The organism is Muricoccus roseus (assembly GCF_900141905.1).
GTDB lineage: Bacteria > Pseudomonadota > Alphaproteobacteria > Acetobacterales > Acetobacteraceae > Roseomonas > Roseomonas rosea.
The window spans coordinates 32,052-54,896 of sequence record NZ_FQZF01000013.1 but is presented as its reverse complement, the minus strand read 5'-3'; the positions used below and the strand labels follow the sequence as shown (position 1 = coordinate 54,896).

19 protein-coding genes are annotated in these 22,845 nt (G+C 70.4%); 9 read left to right on the top strand and 10 right to left on the bottom strand.

Annotated features, from left to right (window positions below; all coding sequences use genetic code 11):
• Positions 1–24: 24 nt before the first annotated feature.
• The 4 genes from BUB97_RS12335 (at position 25) to BUB97_RS12320 (ending at position 4,093) form a co-directional block, all read left to right on the top strand.
• Positions 25–1,119 (top strand): isocitrate/isopropylmalate dehydrogenase family protein, encoded by a 1,095-nt coding sequence (locus BUB97_RS12335; protein ID WP_217659654.1) that lies wholly within the window; start codon positions 25–27, stop codon positions 1,117–1,119.
• An 85-nt stretch (positions 1,120–1,204) separates the two neighbouring features.
• On the top strand, positions 1,205–2,191 hold the full coding sequence (locus BUB97_RS12330) for a Bug family tripartite tricarboxylate transporter substrate binding protein (protein WP_073135140.1): 987 nt from the start codon (positions 1,205–1,207) through the stop codon (positions 2,189–2,191).
• Between the two features lie 22 nt (positions 2,192–2,213).
• Positions 2,214–3,200, top strand: coding sequence for a Bug family tripartite tricarboxylate transporter substrate binding protein (locus tag BUB97_RS12325; RefSeq protein ID WP_073135138.1), 987 nt, complete (start codon positions 2,214–2,216; stop codon positions 3,198–3,200).
• Positions 3,200–4,093, top strand: coding sequence for an amidohydrolase family protein (locus tag BUB97_RS12320; RefSeq protein WP_073135136.1), 894 nt, complete (start codon positions 3,200–3,202; stop codon positions 4,091–4,093). Before BUB97_RS12325 ends, BUB97_RS12320 begins: the two co-directional genes overlap by 1 nt.
• Before the next feature lie 361 nt (positions 4,094–4,454).
• Here the strand turns inward: BUB97_RS12320 and BUB97_RS12315 are convergent, their stop codons facing one another.
• Positions 4,455–5,339 carry an SDR family oxidoreductase gene (locus BUB97_RS12315; RefSeq protein ID WP_073135134.1) on the bottom strand — a complete coding sequence of 295 codons (885 nt, stop codon included), beginning with the start codon at positions 5,337–5,339 and terminating at the stop codon, positions 4,455–4,457.
• A 103-nt stretch (positions 5,340–5,442) separates the two neighbouring features.
• Between BUB97_RS12315 and BUB97_RS12310 the strand changes: the two genes are divergently transcribed.
• Positions 5,443–6,444, top strand: coding sequence for a LysR family transcriptional regulator (locus BUB97_RS12310; RefSeq protein ID WP_086062154.1), 1,002 nt, complete (start codon positions 5,443–5,445; stop codon positions 6,442–6,444).
• 54 nt (positions 6,445–6,498) lie between these two features.
• On the opposite strand, the gene BUB97_RS12305 is transcribed toward BUB97_RS12310, so the two are convergent.
• The 9 genes from BUB97_RS12305 to BUB97_RS12265 all read right to left on the bottom strand — a co-directional run bounded on the left by BUB97_RS12305 (position 6,499) and on the right by BUB97_RS12265 (position 16,820).
• Positions 6,499–8,799, bottom strand: coding sequence for a molybdopterin-dependent oxidoreductase (locus BUB97_RS12305; RefSeq protein WP_073135132.1), 2,301 nt, complete (start codon positions 8,797–8,799; stop codon positions 6,499–6,501).
• On the bottom strand, positions 8,796–9,566 hold the full coding sequence (locus BUB97_RS12300; protein ID WP_073135130.1) for an enoyl-CoA hydratase/isomerase family protein: 771 nt from the start codon (positions 9,564–9,566) through the stop codon (positions 8,796–8,798). Before BUB97_RS12300 ends, BUB97_RS12305 begins: the two co-directional genes overlap by 4 nt.
• Complete coding sequence (locus BUB97_RS12295) at positions 9,563–10,543, bottom strand: Bug family tripartite tricarboxylate transporter substrate binding protein (protein ID WP_073135128.1); 981 nt, start codon at positions 10,541–10,543, stop codon at positions 9,563–9,565. Before BUB97_RS12295 ends, BUB97_RS12300 begins: the two co-directional genes overlap by 4 nt.
• Positions 10,544–10,571: 28 nt before the next feature.
• A complete protein-coding gene (locus tag BUB97_RS12290) occupies positions 10,572–11,699 on the bottom strand; it encodes a zinc-dependent alcohol dehydrogenase family protein (RefSeq protein ID WP_073135126.1) in 1,128 nt (375 codons plus the stop codon).
• Between the two features lie 32 nt (positions 11,700–11,731).
• Entirely contained in the window at positions 11,732–12,712 is a 981-nt protein-coding gene (locus tag BUB97_RS12285) for a tripartite tricarboxylate transporter substrate binding protein (protein WP_073135125.1), read from the bottom strand.
• A 141-nt stretch (positions 12,713–12,853) separates the two neighbouring features.
• Positions 12,854–14,236: an adenylosuccinate lyase gene (gene purB, locus BUB97_RS12280; RefSeq protein WP_073135123.1), complete on the bottom strand. Its 1,383-nt coding sequence runs from the start codon at positions 14,234–14,236 to the stop codon at positions 12,854–12,856.
• Positions 14,237–14,287: 51 nt separating this feature from the next.
• Positions 14,288–14,878: a cysteine dioxygenase family protein gene (locus BUB97_RS12275; RefSeq protein WP_073135120.1), complete on the bottom strand. Its 591-nt coding sequence runs from the start codon at positions 14,876–14,878 to the stop codon at positions 14,288–14,290.
• Positions 14,875–16,050, bottom strand: coding sequence for a CaiB/BaiF CoA transferase family protein (locus BUB97_RS12270; protein ID WP_073135118.1), 1,176 nt, complete (start codon positions 16,048–16,050; stop codon positions 14,875–14,877). The genes BUB97_RS12275 and BUB97_RS12270 overlap by 4 nt, the downstream gene beginning before the upstream one ends.
• Positions 16,047–16,820: an IclR family transcriptional regulator gene (locus BUB97_RS12265; protein ID WP_073135116.1), complete on the bottom strand. Its 774-nt coding sequence runs from the start codon at positions 16,818–16,820 to the stop codon at positions 16,047–16,049. The genes BUB97_RS12270 and BUB97_RS12265 overlap by 4 nt, the downstream gene beginning before the upstream one ends.
• A 335-nt stretch (positions 16,821–17,155) precedes the next feature.
• Here BUB97_RS12265 and BUB97_RS12260 point away from each other — a divergent pair, with 335 nt between their 5' ends.
• From BUB97_RS12260 to BUB97_RS12245, 4 genes are all read left to right on the top strand, one after another.
• A complete protein-coding gene (locus BUB97_RS12260) occupies positions 17,156–18,028 on the top strand; it encodes a helix-turn-helix domain-containing protein (RefSeq protein WP_073135114.1) in 873 nt (290 codons plus the stop codon).
• Between the two features lie 113 nt (positions 18,029–18,141).
• On the top strand, positions 18,142–19,566 hold the full coding sequence (locus BUB97_RS12255) for a dipeptidase (RefSeq protein WP_073135112.1): 1,425 nt from the start codon (positions 18,142–18,144) through the stop codon (positions 19,564–19,566).
• The gene (gene ggt / locus BUB97_RS12250; RefSeq protein ID WP_073135110.1) at positions 19,563–21,164 is read left to right on the top strand and encodes a gamma-glutamyltransferase; all 1,602 of its coding nucleotides are present in this window, start codon (positions 19,563–19,565) and stop codon (positions 21,162–21,164) included. Before BUB97_RS12255 ends, ggt begins: the two co-directional genes overlap by 4 nt.
• Before the next feature lie 26 nt (positions 21,165–21,190).
• A complete protein-coding gene (locus tag BUB97_RS12245; RefSeq protein WP_073135108.1) occupies positions 21,191–22,774 on the top strand; it encodes an ABC transporter substrate-binding protein in 1,584 nt (527 codons plus the stop codon).
• The last annotated feature ends 71 nt before the right edge of the window (positions 22,775–22,845 follow it).

Sequence of the window (22,845 nt, the reverse complement as noted above, 5' to 3'; positions counted from 1 at the left end):
GGTATCCGAACATTGGAGATGCCCATGCCCGCCAGCAATGCCATGCGCCTGATTGTCCTGCCTGGAGACGGGATCGGGCCGGAGATCACCGGCGCGACGGTGGCGGTGCTGGAGGCGGTGTCCGATCGCTTCGGATTGGGCCTGCAACTGGAGGACGACATCGCCGGACATGAGAGCCTGCGCCGCCACGGCATCACCGTTCGGCCGGAGCTGCTGGACAAGGTTCGGGGGGCGGACGGGCTGATCCTCGGCCCGATGTCCACCTTCGACTACACGGACGAGACCAAGGGCGGGATCAACCCGTCCATGTACTTCCGCAAGAACCTTGATCTCTTCGCCAATATCCGCCCCGCGCGCACCTATCCCGGCGTGCGGCATCACGCCGCCGAGGAGTTCGACCTGGTGGTGGTTCGCGAGAACACGGAGGGCTTCTACGCCGACCGCAACATGACCTCGGGCGGCAGCGAGATTCTCGTCACCCCTGATGTCTGCATCTCCATGCGCCGCATCACCCGGGAGTGCTGCGAGCGCGTGGCGCGGAGCGCCTTCCGCCTGGCAATGACGCGGAAGAGGCACGTCTCCGTCGTTCACAAGGCCAATGTGCTGAAGATCGGCGACGGCATGTTCATCGAGGAGTGCCGCAAGGTCGCCGCCGAGTTCCCCGAGGTGGTGGTGGACGACTACATCATCGACGCCATGTGCGCCCATGTCGTCCGCGCACCGGGCAAGTTCGACGTGATCGTGACCACCAATATGTTCGGCGACATCCTCTCCGACCTCACGGCGGAGCTCTCGGGTAGCCTCGGCCTTGGCGGCTCGGTCAACGCCGGCGTCCGGTACGCCATGGCGCAGGCCGCGCACGGCTCGGCGCCCGACATCGCTGGGCAGGACAAGGCGAACCCCTTCTCCCTCATCCTCTCCGTCGCGCAGCTCCTGGAATGGCACGCGGACCGTCTCGGCAGCACGGCCTATGCCCAGGCCAGCCGCGCGATCGAGGCGGCTGTTGAGAGCGCCGTGGCCGCGGGCGAGGCCACGGCCGATGTGGGCGGCCGCCTCGGCACGAAGGCGACGGGCGAGGCGATCGTGAAGCGGGTGCGCGAGGTGGCCGTACCGGCCTGATGTGCCGCCCTCCCGCCGATGAGTGGGCACAGCGCAAAAAGAAGCCGGTGAACGGCCGACGCCGAAAGAACACGAGGAACCAGGAATGCAGCGTCGTCACATTCTCCGGGCCGGTCTGGCCCTCCCCGCCCTGATCACGGCTGGTCGGGCTGTGGGCCAGAACCTGCCGGATGGCTGGCCCAGCCGGCCGATCCGCCTCATCGTTCCCTATGCCCCCGGCGGAGGAACGGACGTGCTGGCCCGCGCCGTGGCCGACAAGGCGGGGCAACGCCTGGGCGCCACCATCGTGGTGGACAACCGGCCGGGCGGCGCGGGCAACCTCGCCACCGCCATGGCGGCGGAGGCCGCGCCGGACGGCTACACGCTACTGGTCGGCAATATCGGCCCCATCGCCGTCAATCCCAGTCTCTTCCGCAACCTGCGCCCCGACCCCGCGACGGCGCTCGCGCCCGTCACCTTGTTGGCCGCCGCGCCGATGCTGATCCTGGTGAACCCTCGCCTGCCCGTGACCGACCTGCGCGGCCTGGTTGCGCTGGCGAAGGGGAAGCCGGGGGAGATCAACTATGGCTCCGCCGGGAACGGGTCGGCTAACCACCTCGCCGGCGCCTATTTCGCGCTGAAGGCAGGGATCGACATCCAGCACGTACCCTATCGCGGCGCGGGGCCGGCGCTGAACGACCTTGTGTCGGGCACGCTGCAGATGATGCCCGCCACCCTTCCCTCCTCTATTGGCATGGTGAAGGACGGTTTGGTGCGGGCGCTGGCCGTCACCACCGCCGCGAGGCTGCCCGCCATGCCGGCGCTGCCCACCGTGGCGGAGGCCGGGGTGCCCGGCTACGAGATGAGTGCCTGGTACGGGATCATGGCCCCCGCCGGCACGCCCCGCCAGATCGTGGACCGGCTGCAGCGGGAGATCGCCGCAGCGATCCATCTGCCGGAGGTGCGTGCGCGGATCGAGGCGGAGGGGGCTGAGCCCTCCGGCAACACGCCCGAGCAGTTCCGGGACTTTGCCGCCGCCGAGCGCCGGAAATGGGCCGAGGTGGTGCGCGACGCGAAGATCGCCGTCGACTGACGGGAACGGAAGAAGACACGCCATGATCCCGTGGATCGCACGCGCCGCTGCGGGCTGCCTCGCCCTCGCTGCCCTCACTGTCGCCTCGGCGGGCGCGCAGGACGCCCCGGCCTTCCCGAGCCGGCCCGTCCGCATGATCGTGCCCTTCGCCGCCGCCGGCACGGCCGACATCGTCACGCGCCTGACCGCGAGTTGCATGGCACCCTTCCTGGGCCAGCCCGTGGTGGTGGAGAACCGCGGGGGCGCCGGCGGCACCATCGGCACGGACGCCGTCGCGAAGGCGGCGCCCGACGGCTACACCGTCGCGCTGCACACCGTCTCCTCGGCGGTGCTGAACAGCTTTCTCTACCACCGCCTGCCCTATGACGCCCGGCGAGACTTCGTGGCGGTGAGCCAGGTGGCGCAGAGCCCCAACGTGCTGGCGATCCGCGCCGACATTCCGGCGCGCAATGTCCAGGAATTCATCGCGCTGATGAAGGCGAAGCCGGGCGGTTACAGCTATGGCACCTCGGGCCCCGGCACGATCCTCCACCTCTCGGCGGCGCTCTTCACGCGCATGGCCGGGGTGGAGGCGACTCACGTGCCCTATCGGGGCGAGGGGCCGGCGATCAACGACATGATGGCCGGGCAGATCGACTTCATGGTGAACGTCGTCCCCGCCCTGCTGCCCTATGTGCGGGACGGGCGGTTCCGCGCCCTCGCCGTCACCACACGTGAGCGCGCGGCAATTCTGCCGGAGGTGCCGACAGTCGCGGAGTCCGGCCTGCCGGAGTACGAGACCTACATCTGGCACGGCATCTTCGCCCCGGCCGGCACGCCTGCCCCGGTGGTGGAGCGGCTGGCGGACGCGGCGATCAGGGCGGTGAACGATTCCGGCTGTCGGCAGCGGATGACGGATCTGGGGCTGACGCCCGTTGGATCCCGCCCCGCGGAATTCACCGCCTTCTGGGACCGGCAGCTCGCCTATTGGGGCCCGGTCGTGAAGACCTCGGGCGCGACGCTCGACTGATGAACACACCCCCGCCCCTCGGCAGCACGGACTGCCATGTCCACGCCTTCGGTGATCCCGCTGCCTTTCCCTTCGTGCCAGAGCGCCACTACACGCCCGACCTGGCCGATGCGGGCCACCTTCGGGCCTTCCTCGACAGTCACGGCCTGGACAACGTCGTCGTCGTCCAGCCCAGCACCTACGGCACGGACAACCGCTGCACCCTGGATGCCGTCGCGCGGCTCGGCGATCGCGCGCGGGCGGTGGTGGTACTCGATCCCAGCATCGGCGATGCGGAGCTCGCTGCGTTGCACGCCGCCGGCGCACGCGGCGTGAGGTTGAATCTTCAGACCGGCGGCCAGGAGGACCTGCGCGCGACGAAAACGCTGGTGGAAGCGTTCGCCGGCCGGCTGCGCGGGAGCGGCTGGCATCTCCAGGTCTATGCCGCCCACGGGGTGCTCGCAGCCACAGGGCCGATGCTGGCCCGGGCCGGACTGCCCGTCGTGGTCGACCATTTCGGCCTCGTCGGGCGGCGTGATACCCCCTTCGCTGAGGCGGCCGCGGCGGTGGAGCACCTGGTGGCGGGGCTTGGATTGCACATCAAGCTCTCCGCCCCGCAGCGCTCCGTGCCAGATCCGGAGACGGCGCCGGAACTGGCCGGCCTCGTCCGCCGCCTCCTGCGCGCCGCGCCAGAGCGACTGCTCTGGGGCAGTGACTGGCCGCACTCGCCGAGTGGGCGCGCGCCTGGGTCGGAGAGGACGGTGCAGCCCTTCGACCGGATCGACGATGCCCGAGCCCTGGAACGGATCGCCGAATGGATCGAGGACGAGGCGGCAGTGAGGAGAATTCTGGTCGGCAATCCGGCAGCGCTGTACGGCTTCGGACTGACCTCCCCAACCTGCGGCGTCCGGTAGCAACATTTGGCCGCTTCAGGCCGCCCAGCGCGAGGCGGCGGTCCTGGGTAGAGAAAACGGGTGCGACAGGGCCCAGTCGGGGGGGATGACCGCCCCGAACGGGGAAACAGGAACGCCTCATCGAGCGGCACGCTCATGCCAGCCACAACGTTCCCTTCCCCAGCCTGAGAGGGCCTCTTCCCACTCGACGGAGATGCAACAGCCCGTTTTCACCAAGTGATCAGGGGCGCCTGGTGCACCCACCTACCGGCGCGCAGCTGACCCAGAGCGAAGCGTGCCGCGTCCTCTCGTGGCAAGCTTCTCCTATGGAGGCCGGCGAGATCCGTGAGCACCCGGACCTCCTCTCGGCCGCCCCTGTCGTTCAGGATGGCCGGACGGACGGGGCCGCGGCGAGTGCGGCGGCGACCTCGCGATAGCGGTGCAGAGGTCGGCCCAGCATGGCGGTCAGGCGCTCGACATCGCCCGACCCAGGGATCATGCCGTCGCTGACGTAGCGCTCGGCCATCAGGCGCATCTCGTAGGCCATCCACTTCGGCATCATCCTCGCCATGTTCTGTTCGAAGCCGCTGGGATCGTCACCGGCATAGGCGATCGGGCGGCCCAGCACGTCCGACCAGATGGCGGCCACCTGCACGCCGGTCAGCGTTTCAGGGCCGACGACGTTGACTGTCTCCATCGGCAGCTTGCCCGGCGCCTGGTCGCGACGGATCAGTTCGATCGCGGCGACCTCGGCGATGTCGCGCGCGTCGACCATGGCGACGCCCTTGCCTCCGATCGGCATCGGGTAGATGCCGTGCTGGAGGATCACGTCCTTCACCATGGCCTCGTTGTCGATGAAGTAGGTGGGGCGCAGGATCATGGCGCCGAAGCTCATCTGCTCCAGCATTCGCTCGGCCCCGTACTTTACCGCGAAGTGCGGCACGTTGACTGCCCGATCCGCCTCGAACACCGAGAGGTAGACGACGCGCTCGACGCCCGCCTCACGCGCGACGTTCAGAGTGAGGATCGCCTGAGTGAATTCGTCGCCCGTCACCGCGTTGAGCAGGAACAGGGTGGAGATGCCGGAGAAGGCTGCGCGCAGCGCATCGATGTCGAGCAGGTCGCCCTGCACCACCTCGACACCCGGCGGGAAGGCGGCCTTGGCGGGATCGCGGGTCAGTGCGCGCAGGTCGGCGCCGCGCCGGACGAGTTGCTCAACCACGTTGCGGCCAACGCGGCCGGTGGCACCAGTGACGAGGATGGTCATGGGGATCACTCCGTTCAGGTTCTGAAGACATCCGGAAGATGAGTGATCCACATCGCCGCCAATAGACTGTAGATTGGGACCCATCGTCCCATCGGTGGAACGCATGGACCTCCTCGCCCTCGCCGATTTCAACCTCGTCGCCCGGCACGAGGGGTTCGGCCGCGCCGCCCGTGCCGCGGGCCGACCGAAGGCAACGCTGTCTCGAAGGGTCGCGGAACTGGAGTCCAGCTTGGACCTGCGCCTCTTCGAGCGCGGCGCCCGGACACTCAGGCTGACCCAGGAAGGGCGCGCGCTCTACGAGCGGACAGGAGCCCTGCTCACCGAGCTCGACGAGGCGGCGGCGGCGATTGCGTCCGGCGTGGACAGTCCGCGTGGGCGGCTGCGGGTCAGCGCGCCGCTGCTCTTCTCCCAGACCGCGATGGGCAGGCTTGCGGCGGACTTCGCCCTGAAGTTCCCGGACGTCCGGCTCGAGGTAACGACGGAGGACAGGGCCGTCGACATGGTCGAGGAGGGGTACGACCTCGTCATCCGCGTCAATCCGGATCCGGACGAGAGCCTCGTCGGGCGGGTCTTCCTGCGCGACCGGCTGGTCGTCGTGGCGAACCCGGCCCTTGAACGGCCGAAGGACGGCTCGGCGGTTCCCGTGGTGGTGCGCGGGGCGGGCGAGGGCAGCGCAGCCTGGGACGTGGTGACGCCGGCCGGGCGCGCGCGCATCGCAGTCCGTACGGTTCTCGGCCTGTCGTCGCTCATCATGGTCCGCGATGCGGTCCGCGCAGGCGTCGGCGCCGGACGCCTCCCGGTGTCGCTGGTGAGCCGTGATCTGGCGGCCGGTCGGCTGGTCCAGTGGGGTGACATGGATGGCCCGGAGATCGCCTTGTGGGCCCTCTACCCGTCCCGGCGGCTGTTGAGCGCGCGCGTCACCGCCTTCCTGGACCACCTGAGGGACGCCTTTCCGCAGGGGCACCCCGACGAGCTTGCGGCCTATCTCGAGGATCGATGGTGTCGGGCGCCCCGGTCGACTGACTCGGCTTCAGCGACCGCGACGGGCACGACAGCTTGGGCCGACCGTCTCGGCAGAGACAGCATCATCGTTCCAGAGGAATAACCGCGGGTTCAGAAGCACCGACGACCGTTGCGGGTCCTCAGGTCCTCCCAATGCCTAGCGGTTCCCCGGCAGCAGATCGGGCAGCTCGAAAGCCGTGATCGGCGGTGGGTCAGCCACCGGGCCGCTCACCTCCACCAGGCAGGTCTGCGCCGAGCATCCCTGCGAGAAGCCGGAGGCGCCGACGTCCAGCGTCAGCACGTTCGGGTTGCCGTGCTTCTCCACTCCCGTGGCGGGGTCCGGGTCGTACCAGGCGCCGGTGTTCAGCCGGACCACGCCTCGCATCACCTGCGCGCTCCGCTGCACCGCGGCCTGGCAGCGACCGCGATCGTTGAAGACCTCCACGATGTCGCCATCCGCAAGGCCCCGCGCGCCGGCGTCCTCCGGGTGGATGTAGAGCAGCTCCCGCCCGCGCACCTTCCCCGCCGTGCTGTAGCCGCTGGCGTCGAGTTGGCTGTGCAGGCGCCTTACCGGCTGGTCGGAGAGAAGGTGCAACGGGTGGCGGTCTGTGCCAGGGCCGCCCAGCCACTCCGCCGGCTCCCGCCAAACCGGGTAGCCGGGGCAGTCCGGCAGGCCGAAGCCGGCGATCCGCTCCGAGAAGATCTCGATCCGGCCGGATGGCGTGTTCAGCGGGCTCTCCGCCTGATCGGCGCGAAACGCCTCCAGCATCACCATCGGCCGGTCATGGGCTGAAAGGCTCACCAGCCCGGCTTCCTGGAACGCCTCGTATTCGGGCAGGTCGATGCCCTGCCGCGCGGATTTCTGCCGCGTTTCGGCATAGAGGCGGCGGAGCCACCCCTCGCTGTCCAGCCCCTCGGTGTAGGTGCCGGCCGCGCCCATGCGGGCGGCGAGCGCGGCGAAGATGTCGTAGTCGTCCCGCGCCTCGCCCGCGGGTGCCGAAACAGGGCGCATGGCCACCAGGTAGCCCTCCTTGGTGGAGGAGCCGATGTCGTTGCGCTCCAGCGTTGTCGTCGCGGGAAGCACGATATCCGCGCGCTTGGCGGCCGGGGTCCAGTATTGCTCGTGGAAGATGATCGTCTCGGGCTTCCGCCAGGCGCGCTCCAGCCGGTTCAGGTCCTGGTGGTGGTGGAAGGGGTTGCCGCCCGCCCAGTAGACCAGCCGGATGTCGGGATAGGCGTAGTGGCCGCCGACATAGGTGAAGGGGGCGCCGGGGTGGAGGAGCATGTCCGCGATGCGGGAGACGGGGATGAAGTCCCGCACCGCATTGCGCCCCTGCGGCAGGGTGGGGCCGGGCAGGCGCGGGTGCGGGCTGCCCATCAGGTTGGTGGCCCCATAGCCCAGCCCGAAGCCGCCGCCGGGCAGCCCGATCTGCCCGAGCATCGCGGCCAGCGTCACCAGCATCCAGAAGGGCTGCTCCCCGTAGGTGGCGCGCTGGAGTGACCAGGAGATGTTCAGCATCGTGCGGTGCGCCGCCATCTCCCGCGCCAGTGCCGCGGTGCGGGCGGCGGGCACGCCGGTGATGGCCCCGGCCCATTCCGGCGTCTTCGGCTGGCCGTCCTCCTCGCCGGAGAGGTAGCGCTCGAAGCGCTCATAGCCGGTGCAGCAGCGCGCCAGGAACCCGCGATCCGCCAGTCCCTCCTCCCGCAGCACCCAGGCCAGCGCGAGCATCAGCGCGGTGTCGGTGTTCGGGCGGGCCTGGATCCACTCCGCCTCGGCGCCCGTGTCCAGGTTGTCGTGCACCGGGCCGATATTGACGAAGCGCACGCCCCGCGCGGCCATGCGATGCAGCCCTTCCCTCACACGGTGGCGGCCGGTGCCGCCCGCGGAGATCTGCGCGTTCTTCGCGGGCACCCCGCCGAAGGCGACGAAGAGCTGCGTGTGCTCCGCCATGACATGCCAGGAGGTGTGCTGGGCCATCAGCTCGTCCATCGGCGCGACGATGTGCGGCATGAGGGCGCGCCCGGCGCCGAGGGAGTAGGAATCCATATGGCGGACATAGCCGCCGACGGCGTTCAGGAAGCGGTGGACCTGGCTCTGCGCGTGGTGGAAACGGCCGGCGGAAGACCAGCCATAGGAGCCGCCGAAGATGGCGCTGTTGCCATGCGCCTCCCGCACCCGCAGCAGCTCGGCGGCCACGAGGTCAAGCGCCGTCTCCCACGACACCTCCACGAAAGGCTCCCGCCCCCGCAGCTCCGGCGCGGCGCCAGGGCCCTTCTCCAGCCAGCTCTGCCGGACGGCCGGGCGCAGCACGCGCAGCCGGGCAAGGGAAGCGTCCATCTGGTGCAGGCCGATGGGGCTGGGGTCCGGGTCGTCCGCGAAGGAGCGCAGGCTCGCCTGGCCGGCGGCGTCGCGCGCCACCTCGTAAATGCCCCAGTGGGAGGCGGTATAGGCGGTCATGCGGGCGCTCCGGCCTTGCTGGGCCGCGCCGCCAGGACAGCGGCGCGATAGTCCTGGATCCGCCGCTTCAGCCCGGGCCGGGCGACGGAGCGGGCCAAGGCCGCCAGGTCGGCATCGTCGTCGGCCCGGCGTGTGCGCCCGTGCAGCGCGGCGACGGTGGCGGCGTCCAACCGGGCCGCCGACCGGGCCGCGGCAAGGAGCGCATCGGGTACCTGCCCCTCCTCCAGCACGGCGGAGGCCAGGCCGAGCGACAGTGCGGCATCGGCCCCGACTGGCGCCCCGGCGAGGAGGAGGCGGCGCGCGGCGGTGTCCCCCACCAGTCCGGCGAGCCGCCCCGTGCCGAGCACCAGGCCAAAGGCTGGCCCCGGGAAGGCGAAGCTGGCGCCCAGCAGGGCCACGCGGTGATCGCAGGCAGCGAAGAGATCGGCGCCCGCCCCGAGGACCCGCCCCCCCGCGATCGCCATCGTCGTCACGGGCAGCATGCTGATCCGCTGCAGCAGCAGCTCGACCCGGATCATGCGGAGCGCGAGGTCGCCCTCCGTGGCGGTCTCCAGATCCGCGAGGTCGAAGCCGGTGCAGAAGTTGCGGCCACGCCCGCGGAGAACGACCAGCCGGGCACCGCCGGCGAGCGCGGCGTCGATGGCGGCGTCCAGCGCCTCCACCAGCTCCGGCCCCAGCGCGTTGCCTCGCTCCGCCCGGTCCAGCCAGAGGACCGCCGCATCCCCGTCCCGCTCCAGCGCGACCGGTCCTGCCGACACCCCGCTCATTCCATCCGGATCCCCGTCTCCTCGGCCACGCGGCGCCACTGCGTCATCTCCCGTTCCACCTGCTGGCGGAAGGGCCCCGGCCCCTTGCCGCCGGGCAAGGAAGCCTGCTCGTCGAGGAAGCGCCGGAACTCTGGTGTCTTCAGGGCGGTGTCCGCGTCGTCGGCGATCCGGTCCACAACCGGCCTGGGTGTGCCAGAGGGGGCGAAGAGGCCGTACCAGACGCTCGCGTTGAGGGTGGGATAGCCGCTCTCCGTAAAGGTCGGCACATCCGGCAGCTGCGCCATGCGCTGCTCCGAGGTGACGGCGAGCGCTCGCGCCCTGCCCTCCTTCACCATGACCAGCGCCGTCGTCATGGTGGAGAAGGAGACCTTCACCTGCCCGGCGATCAGGTCCTGCAACGCGGGCGCCGTGCCGCGATAGGCGACGTGCTCGATCTCGGTCTTCGTCGCGGCCTTGAAGATCTCCCCGGCGAAGTGCCCGCTGCCGCCAGCCCCGGAGGTGGAGTAGGAAAGCTCGTGCGGGCGCGCCTTCGCATAGGCGACCAGCTCCGCCACGGTCCGCACCGGCAGGGAGGGATGCACCAGCAGCCCGGTGGGCGAGCTGGCGGTCTGGTAGATCGGCGTCAGGTCCCTCAGCACGTCGTAGGGGACGTTGGTGTGCACGATGGCGCTGGTCAGCAGGTTCATCGCCGCGTGCAGCAGGACGTGGCCGTCCGCGGGCGACCGGACCACGGATTCGGTCGCGATGACGCCGTCCGCCCCGGCGCGGTTCTCCACGATGACCGGCTGCCCCCAGGCGGCCTGCAGCTTCGGCGCCAGCAGCCGCGCGATGGTGTCCGAGGGTCCGCCCGGAACGAAGCCGACGATGATGCGGACCGGCCGGTCCGGCCAGCCCGGCTGCGCCCGGCCGGCCGATGGCAGGGCCACGGCCCCGAGCCCGCCGAGCACGGCCCGCCGTGAGATTTGAAAGCCCTTCATGGGACTGGTTCTCCGCTGCTTCTGATGTTCACGCGTGTGGCCGGAGGATCTGGCGGAGCACGCTGCCCTCGGCGAGCTTGTCGAAGCCGGCGTTCAGATCATCGAGCCCGATGAAACCACTCCGTAGCCGCTGGATCGGCAGCTTTCCCCTCTTGTAGAGGCCGACCAGGCGCGGGATGTCACGCTCCGGCACGCAGCTACCCATGTAGCTGCCCTGGATGCTTCGCTCGTCCGAGACAAGGCTCGCATGGAGGTAGGAGAACTGGCTGTTCACGTTCGGCAGGCCGGCGCTGATCGTGCGCCCGCCGCGCGCCGTGATGGCGTAGGCCGTCTCTAGCGCGGGGATCGTGCCCGCCGTCTCGATCACGATGTCCAGCCCGCCATCCGTCGCGTCGCGGATGTCGGCCACGCTGTCGCGACCCACCTGGAAGATGTCGGTCGCGCCCCATTCCTGCGCGAGGCGGAGCTTCTCCGCGTTGGTGTCCACGGCGACGATCCGCTCGGCGCCCGCGATCACCGCGGCCATCAGCGCGTTCATCCCGACGCCGCCCAGCCCGACCACCGCAAGCTGTCCACCGGGCTTCAGCGCAGCCGTGTTGAACACGGCACCGGCCCCGGTCATCACCGCGCAACCCATGATGGCCGCGTCCTCCAGCGGCACGTCGGGGTCGATCTTCACCACGGAGCGGTGGTTCACCACGGCATACTCCGCGTAGAGCGAGAGGCCGCTGTTATGGTTGATCGGCTGCCCGTTCCAACGGAGCCGCTTCGAGCCCGAGGGAAGCGTGCCGGTGGCGCGCAGCGAGAAGCCGCTGGGGCAGATGTTCGGGCGCCCGCCGTTGCAGTAGCGGCAGTGCCCGCAGCTGTTGACGAAGACGAAGACGACGTGGTCGCCCACCTTCAGCCCGGGCACTTCCGGCCCCACCTCGCGCACGATGCCCGCGCCCTCGTGCCCGATGACGATCGGCAGGGGCCGCGGGCGCTGGCCCTCGATGTTCGAGAGGTCGGAGTGGCAGAGGCCCGCGCCCGCGATCTCCACCAGCAGCTCGCCGACGCCGGGCGGGTCCAGCTCCACCTCCTCCACCGTCATCGGGCAGGTCTCGGCGTAGGGGCGGGGTCGTCCCTGCTCGTGCAGCACCGCGGCCCTCATTCTCATCACGTTTTCCTCATCATTGCTCTTGTCGGCCGCTATTCCACCGTGATCTTCGCCTCGCGCGCGACCGCGGTGAATTCCGGCACCTCGCGGCGGATCAGGGCCGCGAACTCCTCCGGCCCGCCCGTGGCCGGCAGGGAGGCCTGGTCGGCCAGCGCCTTCACGAAGGCCGGCTGGGACTGGATCGCCCGCATGTCTTCCGCGATACGCGAGACCAGCGGGCGCGGCAGGTTCGCCGGCGCCAGCATCCCGTACCAGACGTTCGCCTCGTAGCCGGCGTAGCCCAGCTCGGCGAAGGTGGGCGTGTCCGGCAGGGGCGGAACGCGGTCGAGCGTCGCCACCGCGATCGCCCGAAGCGTGCCCGCGCGGATGAAGGGCAGCACGGTGGTGAGGGTGGCGAAGGAGGCGGGAACGCTGCCGCCCATCATGTCCTGCAGCGCCGCGGCCGTGCCGCGATAGGGGATGTGCGGCATGTCCAGCGCCGCGCGGTGCTTGTACATCTCCCCGGCGAAGTGACCCGCCCCGCCGGCCCCGGAGGTGGCGTAGCCGACCTCGCCGGGATGAGCGCGGACATACGCCTCAAACTCCTTCAGGCTCCGGGCGGGAAAGCCTGGCGCGACGATCAGTACGGTGGGTGCGGTCGCCGTCATCGCGATGGGGGTGAAGCCCCCCACCGTGTCATAGGGCAGGCGCGGAAAGGCCGCGGCATTGGTCGTATGGTTCGTCGCGGTGAAGAGCAGCGTGTGGCCGTCCGGCGCGGCGCGGGCCACGGCCTCCGTGCCGATCACCCCGTACGCGCCGGGGCGGTTCTCCACCACCACGGGCTGTCCCCACAGCGCCTGCAGCTCCGGCGCAAGCAGGCGGGCATAGGTGTCGGCGGGCCCGCCGGGTGGGAAGCCGACCACGACGCGCACGCTGCGCGCGGGCCAGGCCTGCGCGTGGGCCGCCGACGACGCGGCGGCCATCCCTGCGGCGCCGAGAAGCAGGGCCCTACGGCCGGCTCCCTCCTGAAGCATGCTCGTTCCTCCTGGACGTTGCCCGCCTTCGGCGGTGCATCTTGTCATCCGCCGTGACGCGGGTGCGGCTTCGTACTCTTCCCCTCGGTGTTGCTGCCTTCCCCGGATGCGCCCCCGCTCTCGGGGGCGCATCCGGAGCCGTCAGGCCGCAGCGCGCTCCTCGGCCCGGGACAGGCGCGCGGAACCGCTCGCCACCACCCGGTCCACGAAGACCCCGGCCATGCCGGTGTAGCCGGCGGGATCCAGCATCCGGTCGATCTCCGCGGGCTTCAGCTGCCCGCCGATGAGGGGGTGTGCCAGCAGCGCGTCCTTGAGCGGCGTCCCCTCCTCGAAAGCCTGCATGCAGAGCTCGTAGACCATCTCGTGCGCCTCCTGCTTTCCGAAGCGCTCGCTGAGGGCGAACATCACCGGCTCGGACATCAGGAGCCCCTTCTGGAGGCCGAGGTTCCGCGTCATGTTCTCCGGCCGCACGGTCAGGCCGCGCATCACGGCCGCGGTCTTGCGCACGGCGGCGTCCACCATGCAGCAGGTGCGGCCGAGGAATTCACGCTCCATCTGCAGCACGATCTTGTCGCGCTCGTGGTCCGCCAGCATAGTCTCGATCCCGAGCGCCGCCGACCCCTTCACCACCCGGGCCAGCGCCACGATGCCCTCGCAGGCCGGCGGGTTGCGCTTGTGCGGCATGGTGCTGCTGCCGACCTTGCCGGGGGAGAAGGGCTCCTCCAACTCCGCGAACTCGGTCTTCTGCAGGCTGTAGACCTCATGGGCCATCTTGCCGAGCGTGGAGGCGCAGATGGCCAGGGTGCACATCAGCTCCGCGACGCTGTCGCGCGAGGTGTGCCAGGTGATCGCGGGTACCTGCAGACCCAGCTCGGCCAGCAGCCCCTTCTGCACCGCATCGCCTTGGTCCCCGAGCGCGGCGAGCGTGCCGACCGCGCCGGAGAACTGCCCGATCAGCACGCGCGGGCGCATGTCCCGGATTCGGTCGAGGTTGCGCTCGATCTCGGCAGCCCAGCCGGCGGCCTTGAAGCCAAAGGTGATGGGCAGCGCCTGCTGGCCGTGGCTGCGGCCGGCCATCACCGTGTCACGATGACCCTCAGCGAGGGCGAGGACGTGGCCGAGCAGGATCCTCATCCCTCCCTCGATCTCGTCCAGGATCTCGCGCACCTGCATCACCGTGCCGGTATCCATGATGTCCTGCGTCGTCGCACCCCAGTGGACGTACTCGCCGGCATCGCCGTCGCAGAGCTTCTGGATCGCGCGGAGCAGCGGCACGATGGGATGGCTGGTCCGGTCCATCTCCTTCTTCATGGCGGGCAGGTCCAGCAGCTCCACGCGCGCCACGCGCTCGATCTCGGCCGCCGCCGCCGCCGGAATAATGCCCAGCCGCGCCTGCACGCGGGCCAGCGCCGCCTCGATGTCCAGCCACTTCTGCACGGTGTTGGCGTCGCTGAAGATCCGGCGCGACACCTCGGTGCTGAACTGGTCGCGGAACAGCTCGCTGTCGATGACGTAGCTACCCATGGAAGTCGCCTTTCTAGTTCTTGTTCCTGGACGTGCGGGCGCGGGGAGAGGTCAGGCCGCCGCGCGCGACCGGTCCCAGAGATTAGGGACCTGGTCGCTAGAGTAGCCCGAGATGAAGGACTTCTCGCGGCCGTCCATGTCGAAGACGTGCCGGTTCACCGCGCCAATGTTGCCGCCATAGAGATGGATGCTGATGGAGACGCGGTCGTCATAGGCGTTCACGACCTGGTGGATGTCGCCGATCTCGGGCGCCACCGCGTCGATGTCACCGGGCTCCAGCCGGACGGGCTCGCCCTCCGCGTGCAGGCTGCCATCGGGGCGGCGGGAGAAGCCGGTGGATATCTCGGCGCCGCGGAGCATGCCGATCAGGCCCCACACCATGTGGTCGTGGATCGGCGTCTTCTGCCCCGGGCCCCAGACGAAGCTGACGAGGGAAAAGCGCTCGGCCGGGTCGCAGTGCAGGAGGTACTGCCGGTAGTACTGCGGATGCGGCACCGTGCAGGCCTCGGGCAGCCAGTCGTCGCGGGCGATCAGCTTCGCCAGGAGCGGCTTCGCCGCCTCCATCATGGCGGCTCCGGCCGGGACCGTGTCGGCCACGCGGGTCATGTCCGTGACGAAATCACGCAGTCTGTCGATGCTCATGCAAAATCCATGTCTTCTTGGAGGATCCCGATCTCGGCCAGCACTTCCGCGGTATGCTCACCCAGCGCCGGCGGCGGGCGGCGGATCGGGGCCGAGTGCCCGTCCACCACCACCGGCGAACCGAAGCTGCGCGTCGTCCCGCCGCCCGGCAGCTCCAGTTCCTGCACCCAGCCCATATGGGCCACCTGCGGGTCTGCCAGCGCCTCGGCGTAGCCGTTGATGCGCCCGGAGGGCACGCCGGCGGCGGCGAGCGCGGAGAGAAGGGGCTCCACCTCCTGCCGGTCGAGATAGGGCTGCAGCGCGGCGCAGAGCGCGGCCTGGTTCGCCGCGCGCAGGGCGGTGGAAGCGAAGCGCGGGTCCTGCGCCAGCTCCTCGCAGCCCAGCACCCGGCAGGCCGCTTGCCAGAGCCGGTTGTTGCCCGCGGCCATCACAAAGTGCCCGTCCCCCGCCCTGAAGGCCTGGTAGGGCGCGTTGCGCGGGTGGGCGGAGCCGAGCGGCCGGGGGTTGCGTCCGTTGCCGAAGAACTCGCTCGTCTGAAGCGCGCCGACGCCAAGGGTGGCGCCCAGCATCGACATGTCGATGTGGCGTCCCGTGCCAGTGGCGCGGGTCTCGTGCAGCAGGCTGGCCACCGCGAAGGCCGCGTAGAGTCCGGTGGAGAAGTCCGAGATGGGGACGCCGCACTTCACCGGCACGCCGTTCGGCTCGCCCGTCACGCTCATCACGCCGCCCATGGCCTGGATGGTCAGGTCGAACCCGCCCTCCGTCCGGCGCGGGCCGGTCTGCCCGAAGGCGGAGATGGAGCAGTAGAGAAGAGCCGGGTGAAGCGCGTGCATCGCCGCGAAGCCGAGGCCCAGCCGGTCCATCACGCCCGGACGGCTGTTCTCGACCAGCACGTCGGCCGACCGGATCAGCCGCCGCGCCGCCTCGGCGCCGGAGGGCTGCTTCAGGTCGAGGACGACCGAGCGCTTGTTGCGGTTCACCGAGGCGAAGTTCTCGCTGTAGCCCTCCCGGTGGGGGGGCCAGGCTCGCATGCCGTCGCCGTCCGGGCTCTCCACCTTGACGACATCGGCTCCCATGTCGGCCAGCAGCATGCCGCAGAAGGGGCCGGCGGCCACCTGGCAGAACTCGACGACGCGAACGCCCTGCAAAGGTCCGTTGCCGGGCCCGCTCACGCTGCTTCGCTCCGCGCATCGTGCCTGGCCGCCACATGTCCCAACCGGGCCGAGGTCTGCCGCGCCGCGTCCCGCACCAGCGGCACGAAGCGCGCGAAGGCCTCCGCCGTGAAGCGGCCCGCGGGCCCGGAGACGCCGATGGCAGCGACGACCCGCCCCTCGGCGTCGATCACGGGCGCCGCAATGCCCCAGACCTGGTCGCGCCACTCGCCGCGGTTGATCGCGATCCCGGTCGCCCGCACCTCTTCCAGATGGGCGAGGAGCAGGTCCGGGTCAGTGATCGTGCTCGCAGTATAGGCGTGCAGCTGCTGCGCGACGTGCCGCACCGTCTCGTCCGGCAGGTAGGCCAGCAGCGCCTTGCCGGTCGCGACCGCATGCGCGGGGGCCCGCCCGCCGACCTGGCTATAGGCACGGACGGGCTGCGGGCTCTCGATCTTGTCGATGTAGATCACCTCCGCCCCGTCCAGGATCGAGAGATGCGCGGACTCCCTGGAGCCTTCCGCGATGGCCGCCAAGGATGGCGCCGCCATGCTCTTCAGATCGAGCCGGCCATGCACCAGGGAACCCACGGTCCAGAGCCGCAGCGTGGCCGTGTAGCGCCCCTCATGCACGGCCGCGTAGCCGCAGCCCACCAGCGTCTGCAGCGTCCGATGGACGTTGCTCTTCGACCATTCAAGGGCGCGGGCGAGCTTAGCGATGCCGTCCAGCTCCGGCCGCGTGGCCAGCATTTCGAGAAGCTGCAGCCCTTTTCGAAGTGTCTTGTCTGTCATTCCAATATTCAGAACGTCGTTCCGATTTACAGCATGGTCTTGCTTCAGAAAGGGTGTCAAGGCGTTCGTGCGCATTGATCCGGGAAAGCTCCATTGCCTTGCCGGGACGGGACGGCAGGCGGCCAGGCACGCGCGCCGGTATTGGCGGGTGCGACGAAGGCTATGTTCCCGGGCTTACGGGCCCGTGCTCCGGTGCCTTTCGCGGCGGCCGGGTGGACTGCCCGCCCAGTACCCCTGGCGTTGTGACGGAAGGTTCCGCACACTTCCCGGTCCTGCCCAGCGGTCCCGGCCACCCAGGGGAGGCATGATGTAATCCGAGAAGGAAGGGAGGGAGCATGCTGGATCCGGACTTCCTCCTGGAGCGTCAGGCCGGCTGGGGCATGGCGCCGGCCGCGGCACTGCGGAGCATTCCTTCCACCGGCGCGTCGGTTCTCCGCTGGCGCAGCCCAGCCGCCGGCCCGTTCGAGATGCAGCCGCTGCTGTCTGAGCACACCATCGTGTCCCTGAACCTGCGTCCCATGCGCGCCGAGGCCTGGCTGGGGAAGCGGCGGGTCTGGGCGGGGCCGATCGCCTCCCACGCCGTGCGGATCGTCCCGCCCGGCGTCGAGCGCCGGTGGGCGACGACCGACGCCTTCGACCTGCTGCACATCATGTTGCCCCCGCGGGCCTTCCAGGCCGTGGCCGGGCCGGGCTGCGGTCCTTTCGTCCTCTCCGACCCGCTCTACGGCTCCGACGCGCTGGTCGGGCAGGTTGGGCTGCAGCTCGTCAGCGCCATGGAGGAGGGCGGGCCCTATCTGACTGAACTGGCGGACGGGCTGTGCCGGGCCCTCGTCGCCCACCTGCTGCGCCATTATCATACCCCTGCCCCGTCCGGCCCGCGCGCCCTCCCCCCGGCCCGGCTACGCCGGGTCAAAGCACTGGTGCGCGACCGGCTGGGGGAGGACCTCACCGTCGGGCGCATGGCCGCCGAAGCCGGGTACAGCGAGTTCCACTTCGCCCGCCTCTTCCGCGCGGCGACGGGTCAAACGCCCCATCGTTTTCTGCTGGAGGCGCGGATCGCCCGTGCCCGCCGGCTGCTGGCGAAAGAGGGGCAGACCATCCTCGCCGTTGCCCTCGAATGCGGATTCAAAAACGCGTCGCACTTCTCCCGCGTCTTCCGCGCCCAGGTCGGTGCCACGCCACACGCCTACCGTGACGGCCTAGTGTAGCGCAGAGCAGGATTTGCGCATTCCCCGCAAGTTCCGGCGCGCCGGGCGCGCGGCCAACCCCTAGGCTTCCGGCCCGAAGGCCGCCCTGCGGCCGGGAAAGGGGAAACGCCGGGATGACGGATGCGGTCGTGGACGACCTGATGGCCCGCCAGTCGGCCATTCGCGCTCGGCTGGACGCTTTCCTGCGCCTGCCGAGCGTCAGCGCCGACCCGGGCTATGCCAGGGGAATGGAGGCCGCTCGCGACTTCCTGCTGACCTGGCTGCTCGAAATCGGTGTCTCCGACGCCCGGTTGCTGGACGGAGGCGGCCAGCCCGCGGTCTACGCCTCCTGGGAAGGGGCACCGGGCCGCCCTACCCTGCTGGTCTACGGCCATTACGACGTGCAGCCCCCCGACCCGCTGGCGGCCTGGCAGACGGATCCCTTCGAGCCGGTGGAGCGGGACGGCCGCCTCTACGCCCGCGGCGCCTCGGACGTGAAGGGCTCCACCACAATCGCGATCGAGGCGGTGGCCGCCTTCCTCCGCGTCACCGGGGGGTGCCCCGTGAACGTGAAGTTCTTCATCGAGGGCGAGGAGGAGACCGGCAGCCCCAGCCTGCGTGAACTCGTCCGGCGCCACGGCGACCTGCTGCGGGCGGACGCCATGATCTCCGCCGATGGCGGCCGGGCCAGCAAGACGATCCCGACGATCAATGTCGGCGCGCGCGGGATCGCGGGGCTGGAGGTGGCGCTCCGCAGCGCCGGCAAGGAGCTGCACTCCGGCCGCTACGGCGGCGCCGTGCGGAACGCACTGCACGAGATGGCCCGCCTGATCGCCTCCCTGCACGACACCGAGGGACGCATCGCGGTGCCCGGCTTCCTCGACGTGGTGCCGGACCTCAGCCCGGAGCAGCGCGCCGATACCGCCGCCTTCCCGCTGGACGAGGCGGCGTTCCTCGGCGAGGTGGGCGCAGTTGCCTTCGGGGAGCACGGCTACACGCTGCGGGAACGCCTGACCCTGCGTCCCGCCATCGACGTGAACGGTATGTGGGGCGGCTACACCGGTGCCGGCAGCAAGACCGTGATCCCGGACGAGGCCTTCGCCAAGATCACCATGCGTCTCGTTCCGGGCCAGGATCCGGAGCGCGCGGTCGCCCTCGTCGCGGACCATCTCACGCAGGTCTGCCCGCCCGGCCTCGCGCTGCGGATCACGCCCAAGAGCGGCAACTCGCCCGCCTCCGGCCTCACGGCCGGCCACCCGCTGCTGCGCGCTGGCTCGGCGGTGCTGGAGCAGCTGATGGGGCGCGCCCCCGTGCCCGTGCGGCTGGGGGCCACGGTGCCGGTGACGGCGCTGTTCAAGGAACTGCTCGGGATCGACACGCTGATGTTCGGCTTCAACCTTCCGGACGAGGACGTGCACGCCCCCAACGAGTTCTTCCACCTCGATTCCATCCCGCTCGGCCTGCGCGGCTGGGCGATGCTGCTCGCCGAGCTGGGGCGCATGACGGAAGCGGATTTCGCGCCTTTCCGGCGCAACGGCAAAGAGGAGGCCCGGGCATGAAGGGCATGGTCGTGGCCGCCCAGCCGGAGGCGGCGGAGGCGGGAGTGCTGACCCTGCGACGCGGCGGCAACGCGGTTGACGCCGCCATCGCCGCCGCCTTCGTGCAGGGCGTGGTGGACCCGCTGATGACGGGGATCGCCGGCTACGGGGTGATGCAGGTGTACCTGCCGAAGCGCGGGGTGCACCAGCACCTCACCTTCTATGCCCGCGCGCCCCGCGCCGCCAGGCCGGATATGTGGGCCGACATCGTCACGGGCCAGTCGCGCGACGGATTCGCCTATCTCGTGAAGGATGCGGTCAACGAGATCGGCTATCAGGCGCCCGGCACGCCCGGGAACCTGCGCGGCTACACCGACGCGCTGTCCGACTTCGGCACGATGGAGCTGGCCGATGTGATGCGACCCGCCATCGAGCAGGCGCGGCGCGGCTTCATGGTGCGCCCCTATGTCCACTACTACTGGACGCTGGACCAGCGCGCGACGGGGATGCTGAATCCGGCGGACTATCTCCGCTTCAGCCGCACCGGACGTGAGGTCTACTGCGAGCCGGACGGGTCGCCGAAGCGGCCGGGCCGGATCGTCACCAACCCCGACATGGCGAAATCCCTGGAGCGGATCGCCCGGCACGGTCCCGAACTCTTCTACCGCGGCGAGATGGCGGAGGAGATCGTGGCGGACTTCCGCGCCCATGGCGGCCTGCTCTCGATGGAGGATCTGCGAGAGTACCGCACGCTCCGCAGCGACCCGGTCTGGGGCAGCTATCGCGGCCATCGTGTCGCCAGCCTCCAGGCCCCGGGCGGCGGCCTCAGCCTCGTCCAGCTCCTGCATATCCTGGAGCGCTTCGACCTCGCCGCGTTGGAGCATGGGAGCGCCGAGCACCTCCGCATCCTGGCGGAGGCGATGAAGCAGGTGGCCATCGACAAGGACGCCCATATCGGCGACCCGGAATTCTTCGATGTCCCCGTGGAGATGCTGCTCTCGAAGGATCGGGCGGAGGAGGTCGCCGCCCGCATCCGCCGTGGCGAGAAGGCTCATGTCCCTCGCATGCCCTACGAGGCCGCGGACACCACCCAGGTGACGGTGGTGGACGAGGAGGGCAACGCGGTCGCGCTGACGCACACGCTCGGCAATCCGTCCGGCGTCATCACGGACGGGATGGGGTTCATGTATAACGGGCTGATGAACGGCTTCGATCCGCGCCCGGGGCGCGCGGGCTCCATCGCGCCGGGCAAGAGCCGCACCTCCTCACAATGCCCGACGATCGTCTTCAAGGGCGATGATCCCTTCATCGTCGTCGGCGCGCCGGGCGGCACGGCCATCGTGCCGGCGCTGGCGCAGGGGATCAGCAACGTGATCGACTTCGGCATGACGATGTTCGAGGCCGTGGCCGCGCCGCGCATCTCCGTCAACAGCGACACGATCGACGTCTCCAACCGCATCCCGCGCTACGTCACCGAGGCGCTGGAGGCGCAGGGCTACCCGATCGCCCGCTCCTACATGGGCTTTGCCTTCGCAGCGCTGCACGCGATCCGGATCGAAGAGGGCCGCCTGACGGGCGGCGCCGATCCGCAGCGCGACGGCGTCGCCCTTCACGCCTGAACCGCGGCCAAACTCGGAGCATTCTCATGGAACGTCGCCACTTCCTGGCCCACACGGCCAGCTGGCTCGCCGCGGCCGGAGCTGGTCCCGCCGCCGCCCAGAGCGCGGGACCGCGCGTCACCATCGCGATCGGCAGCCCCGCCACCTCGATGGATCCGCATTTCTACAACGCCACGCCGAACCACACCGTGGCGATGCACATCTTCGACCGGCTGACCGAGCGCATGCCGGACGGCACCCTCGTGCCCGGCCTGGCCACGGATTGGAAGCTGCTCTCGCCCACGCGCTGGGAGTTCAGGCTCCGCCCGGATGTCACCTGGCACGACGGAAAGCCTTTCACCGCGGAGGATGTGGCCTTCACCTATACCCGCGCCCGCAACGTGCCCGGCAGCCCGGGTGGCTTCGGCGGCTTCCTGCGCGCGATCACCGGCGTGGAAACCCCGGACCCGCTGACCCTGCACCTCGTCACCGCCGCGCCCGCGCCGAACCTACCGCGGGAGCTCGCCTTCGTCAGCATCGTCTCTCGCCATGCGGGCGAGGGCGCGACGACGGCGGACTACAATTCGGGCAAGGCCGCGATCGGCACGGGCCCCTACCGCTTTCGCCGCTACGTCCCTGGGGAATCCAGCGAGTTCCTGCGCAACGAGTCCTGGTGGGGCGAGAAGCCGGAGTTCGAGGCCGTGACGATCCGCTTCGTCGCGAACGACGCCGCGCGCACCGCCGCGATCCTGGCAGGCGATGTCGACGTGGTCGACACGCCCCCGGCCATGGACCTGCCCCGGCTGCGCCGGGAGCAGCGTGTGTCGCTGCACGCCATCGCCGGCCTGCGCGTGATCTACCTCTTTCCCGCCTTTAAGGAGGGCGAGAGCCCCTTCATCACGGATGCGGCCGGCAAGCCACTGGCCGCCAACCCGCTGCGCGACCGCCGCGTGCGTCAGGCGCTCTCGGTGGCGATCAACCGGCAGGCGCTGGCGGACCGGATCATGTCCGGCGCGGCCAAGCCCACGGGACAGTGGCTGCCGCCCGGCACCTACTCCCACGCGCCTTCGGTCGGCGTGCCGACCTATGACACGGCGGGCGCGAGGCAGCTCCTGGCGGAGGCCGGCTTCCCCGAGGGCTTCCGGCTGACGCTGCACACGCCCAACGACCGCTATCCCAACGACGCCCAGGTTGCGCAGGCGGTCGCCCAGATGTGGTCGCGCGTCGGCGTGCAGACGGCGGTCGAGGCCCTGCCCTTCAGCAGCTATGTCGGCCGGGCGAACCGGCGGGAATTCGCCATGGGCCTGCTCGGCTGGGGAAGCCCCACCGTGGAGGCAGGCTATCTCATGTCCAACGTCATGCTCACCCCGAACCCGGCCACGGGCGACGGCGTGTTCAACTACGGCGGCCACAGCAACCCCGAGCTGGACACGCTCATCCGGCAGGCCCTCACGGAGCTGGACGAAGCCGCGCGGGAGCGCCTGCTGATCCAGGCCGTGGAAAAGGCCAGCGCGGAGGTGCCGATCATCCCGCTCTTCATCCTCGAGAACACCTGGGCCACGCGGAAGGGCCTCGTCTATGACGCGCGGGCCGACGAGCGGACCCTGGCCACGAACCTCCGCAAGGGCTGAGGCGGGACGCGACGGATGACGCCCGGGATGCCCCTCACCGATCCTGCGCCGTGTCTGGCTGCTGTCGCGGC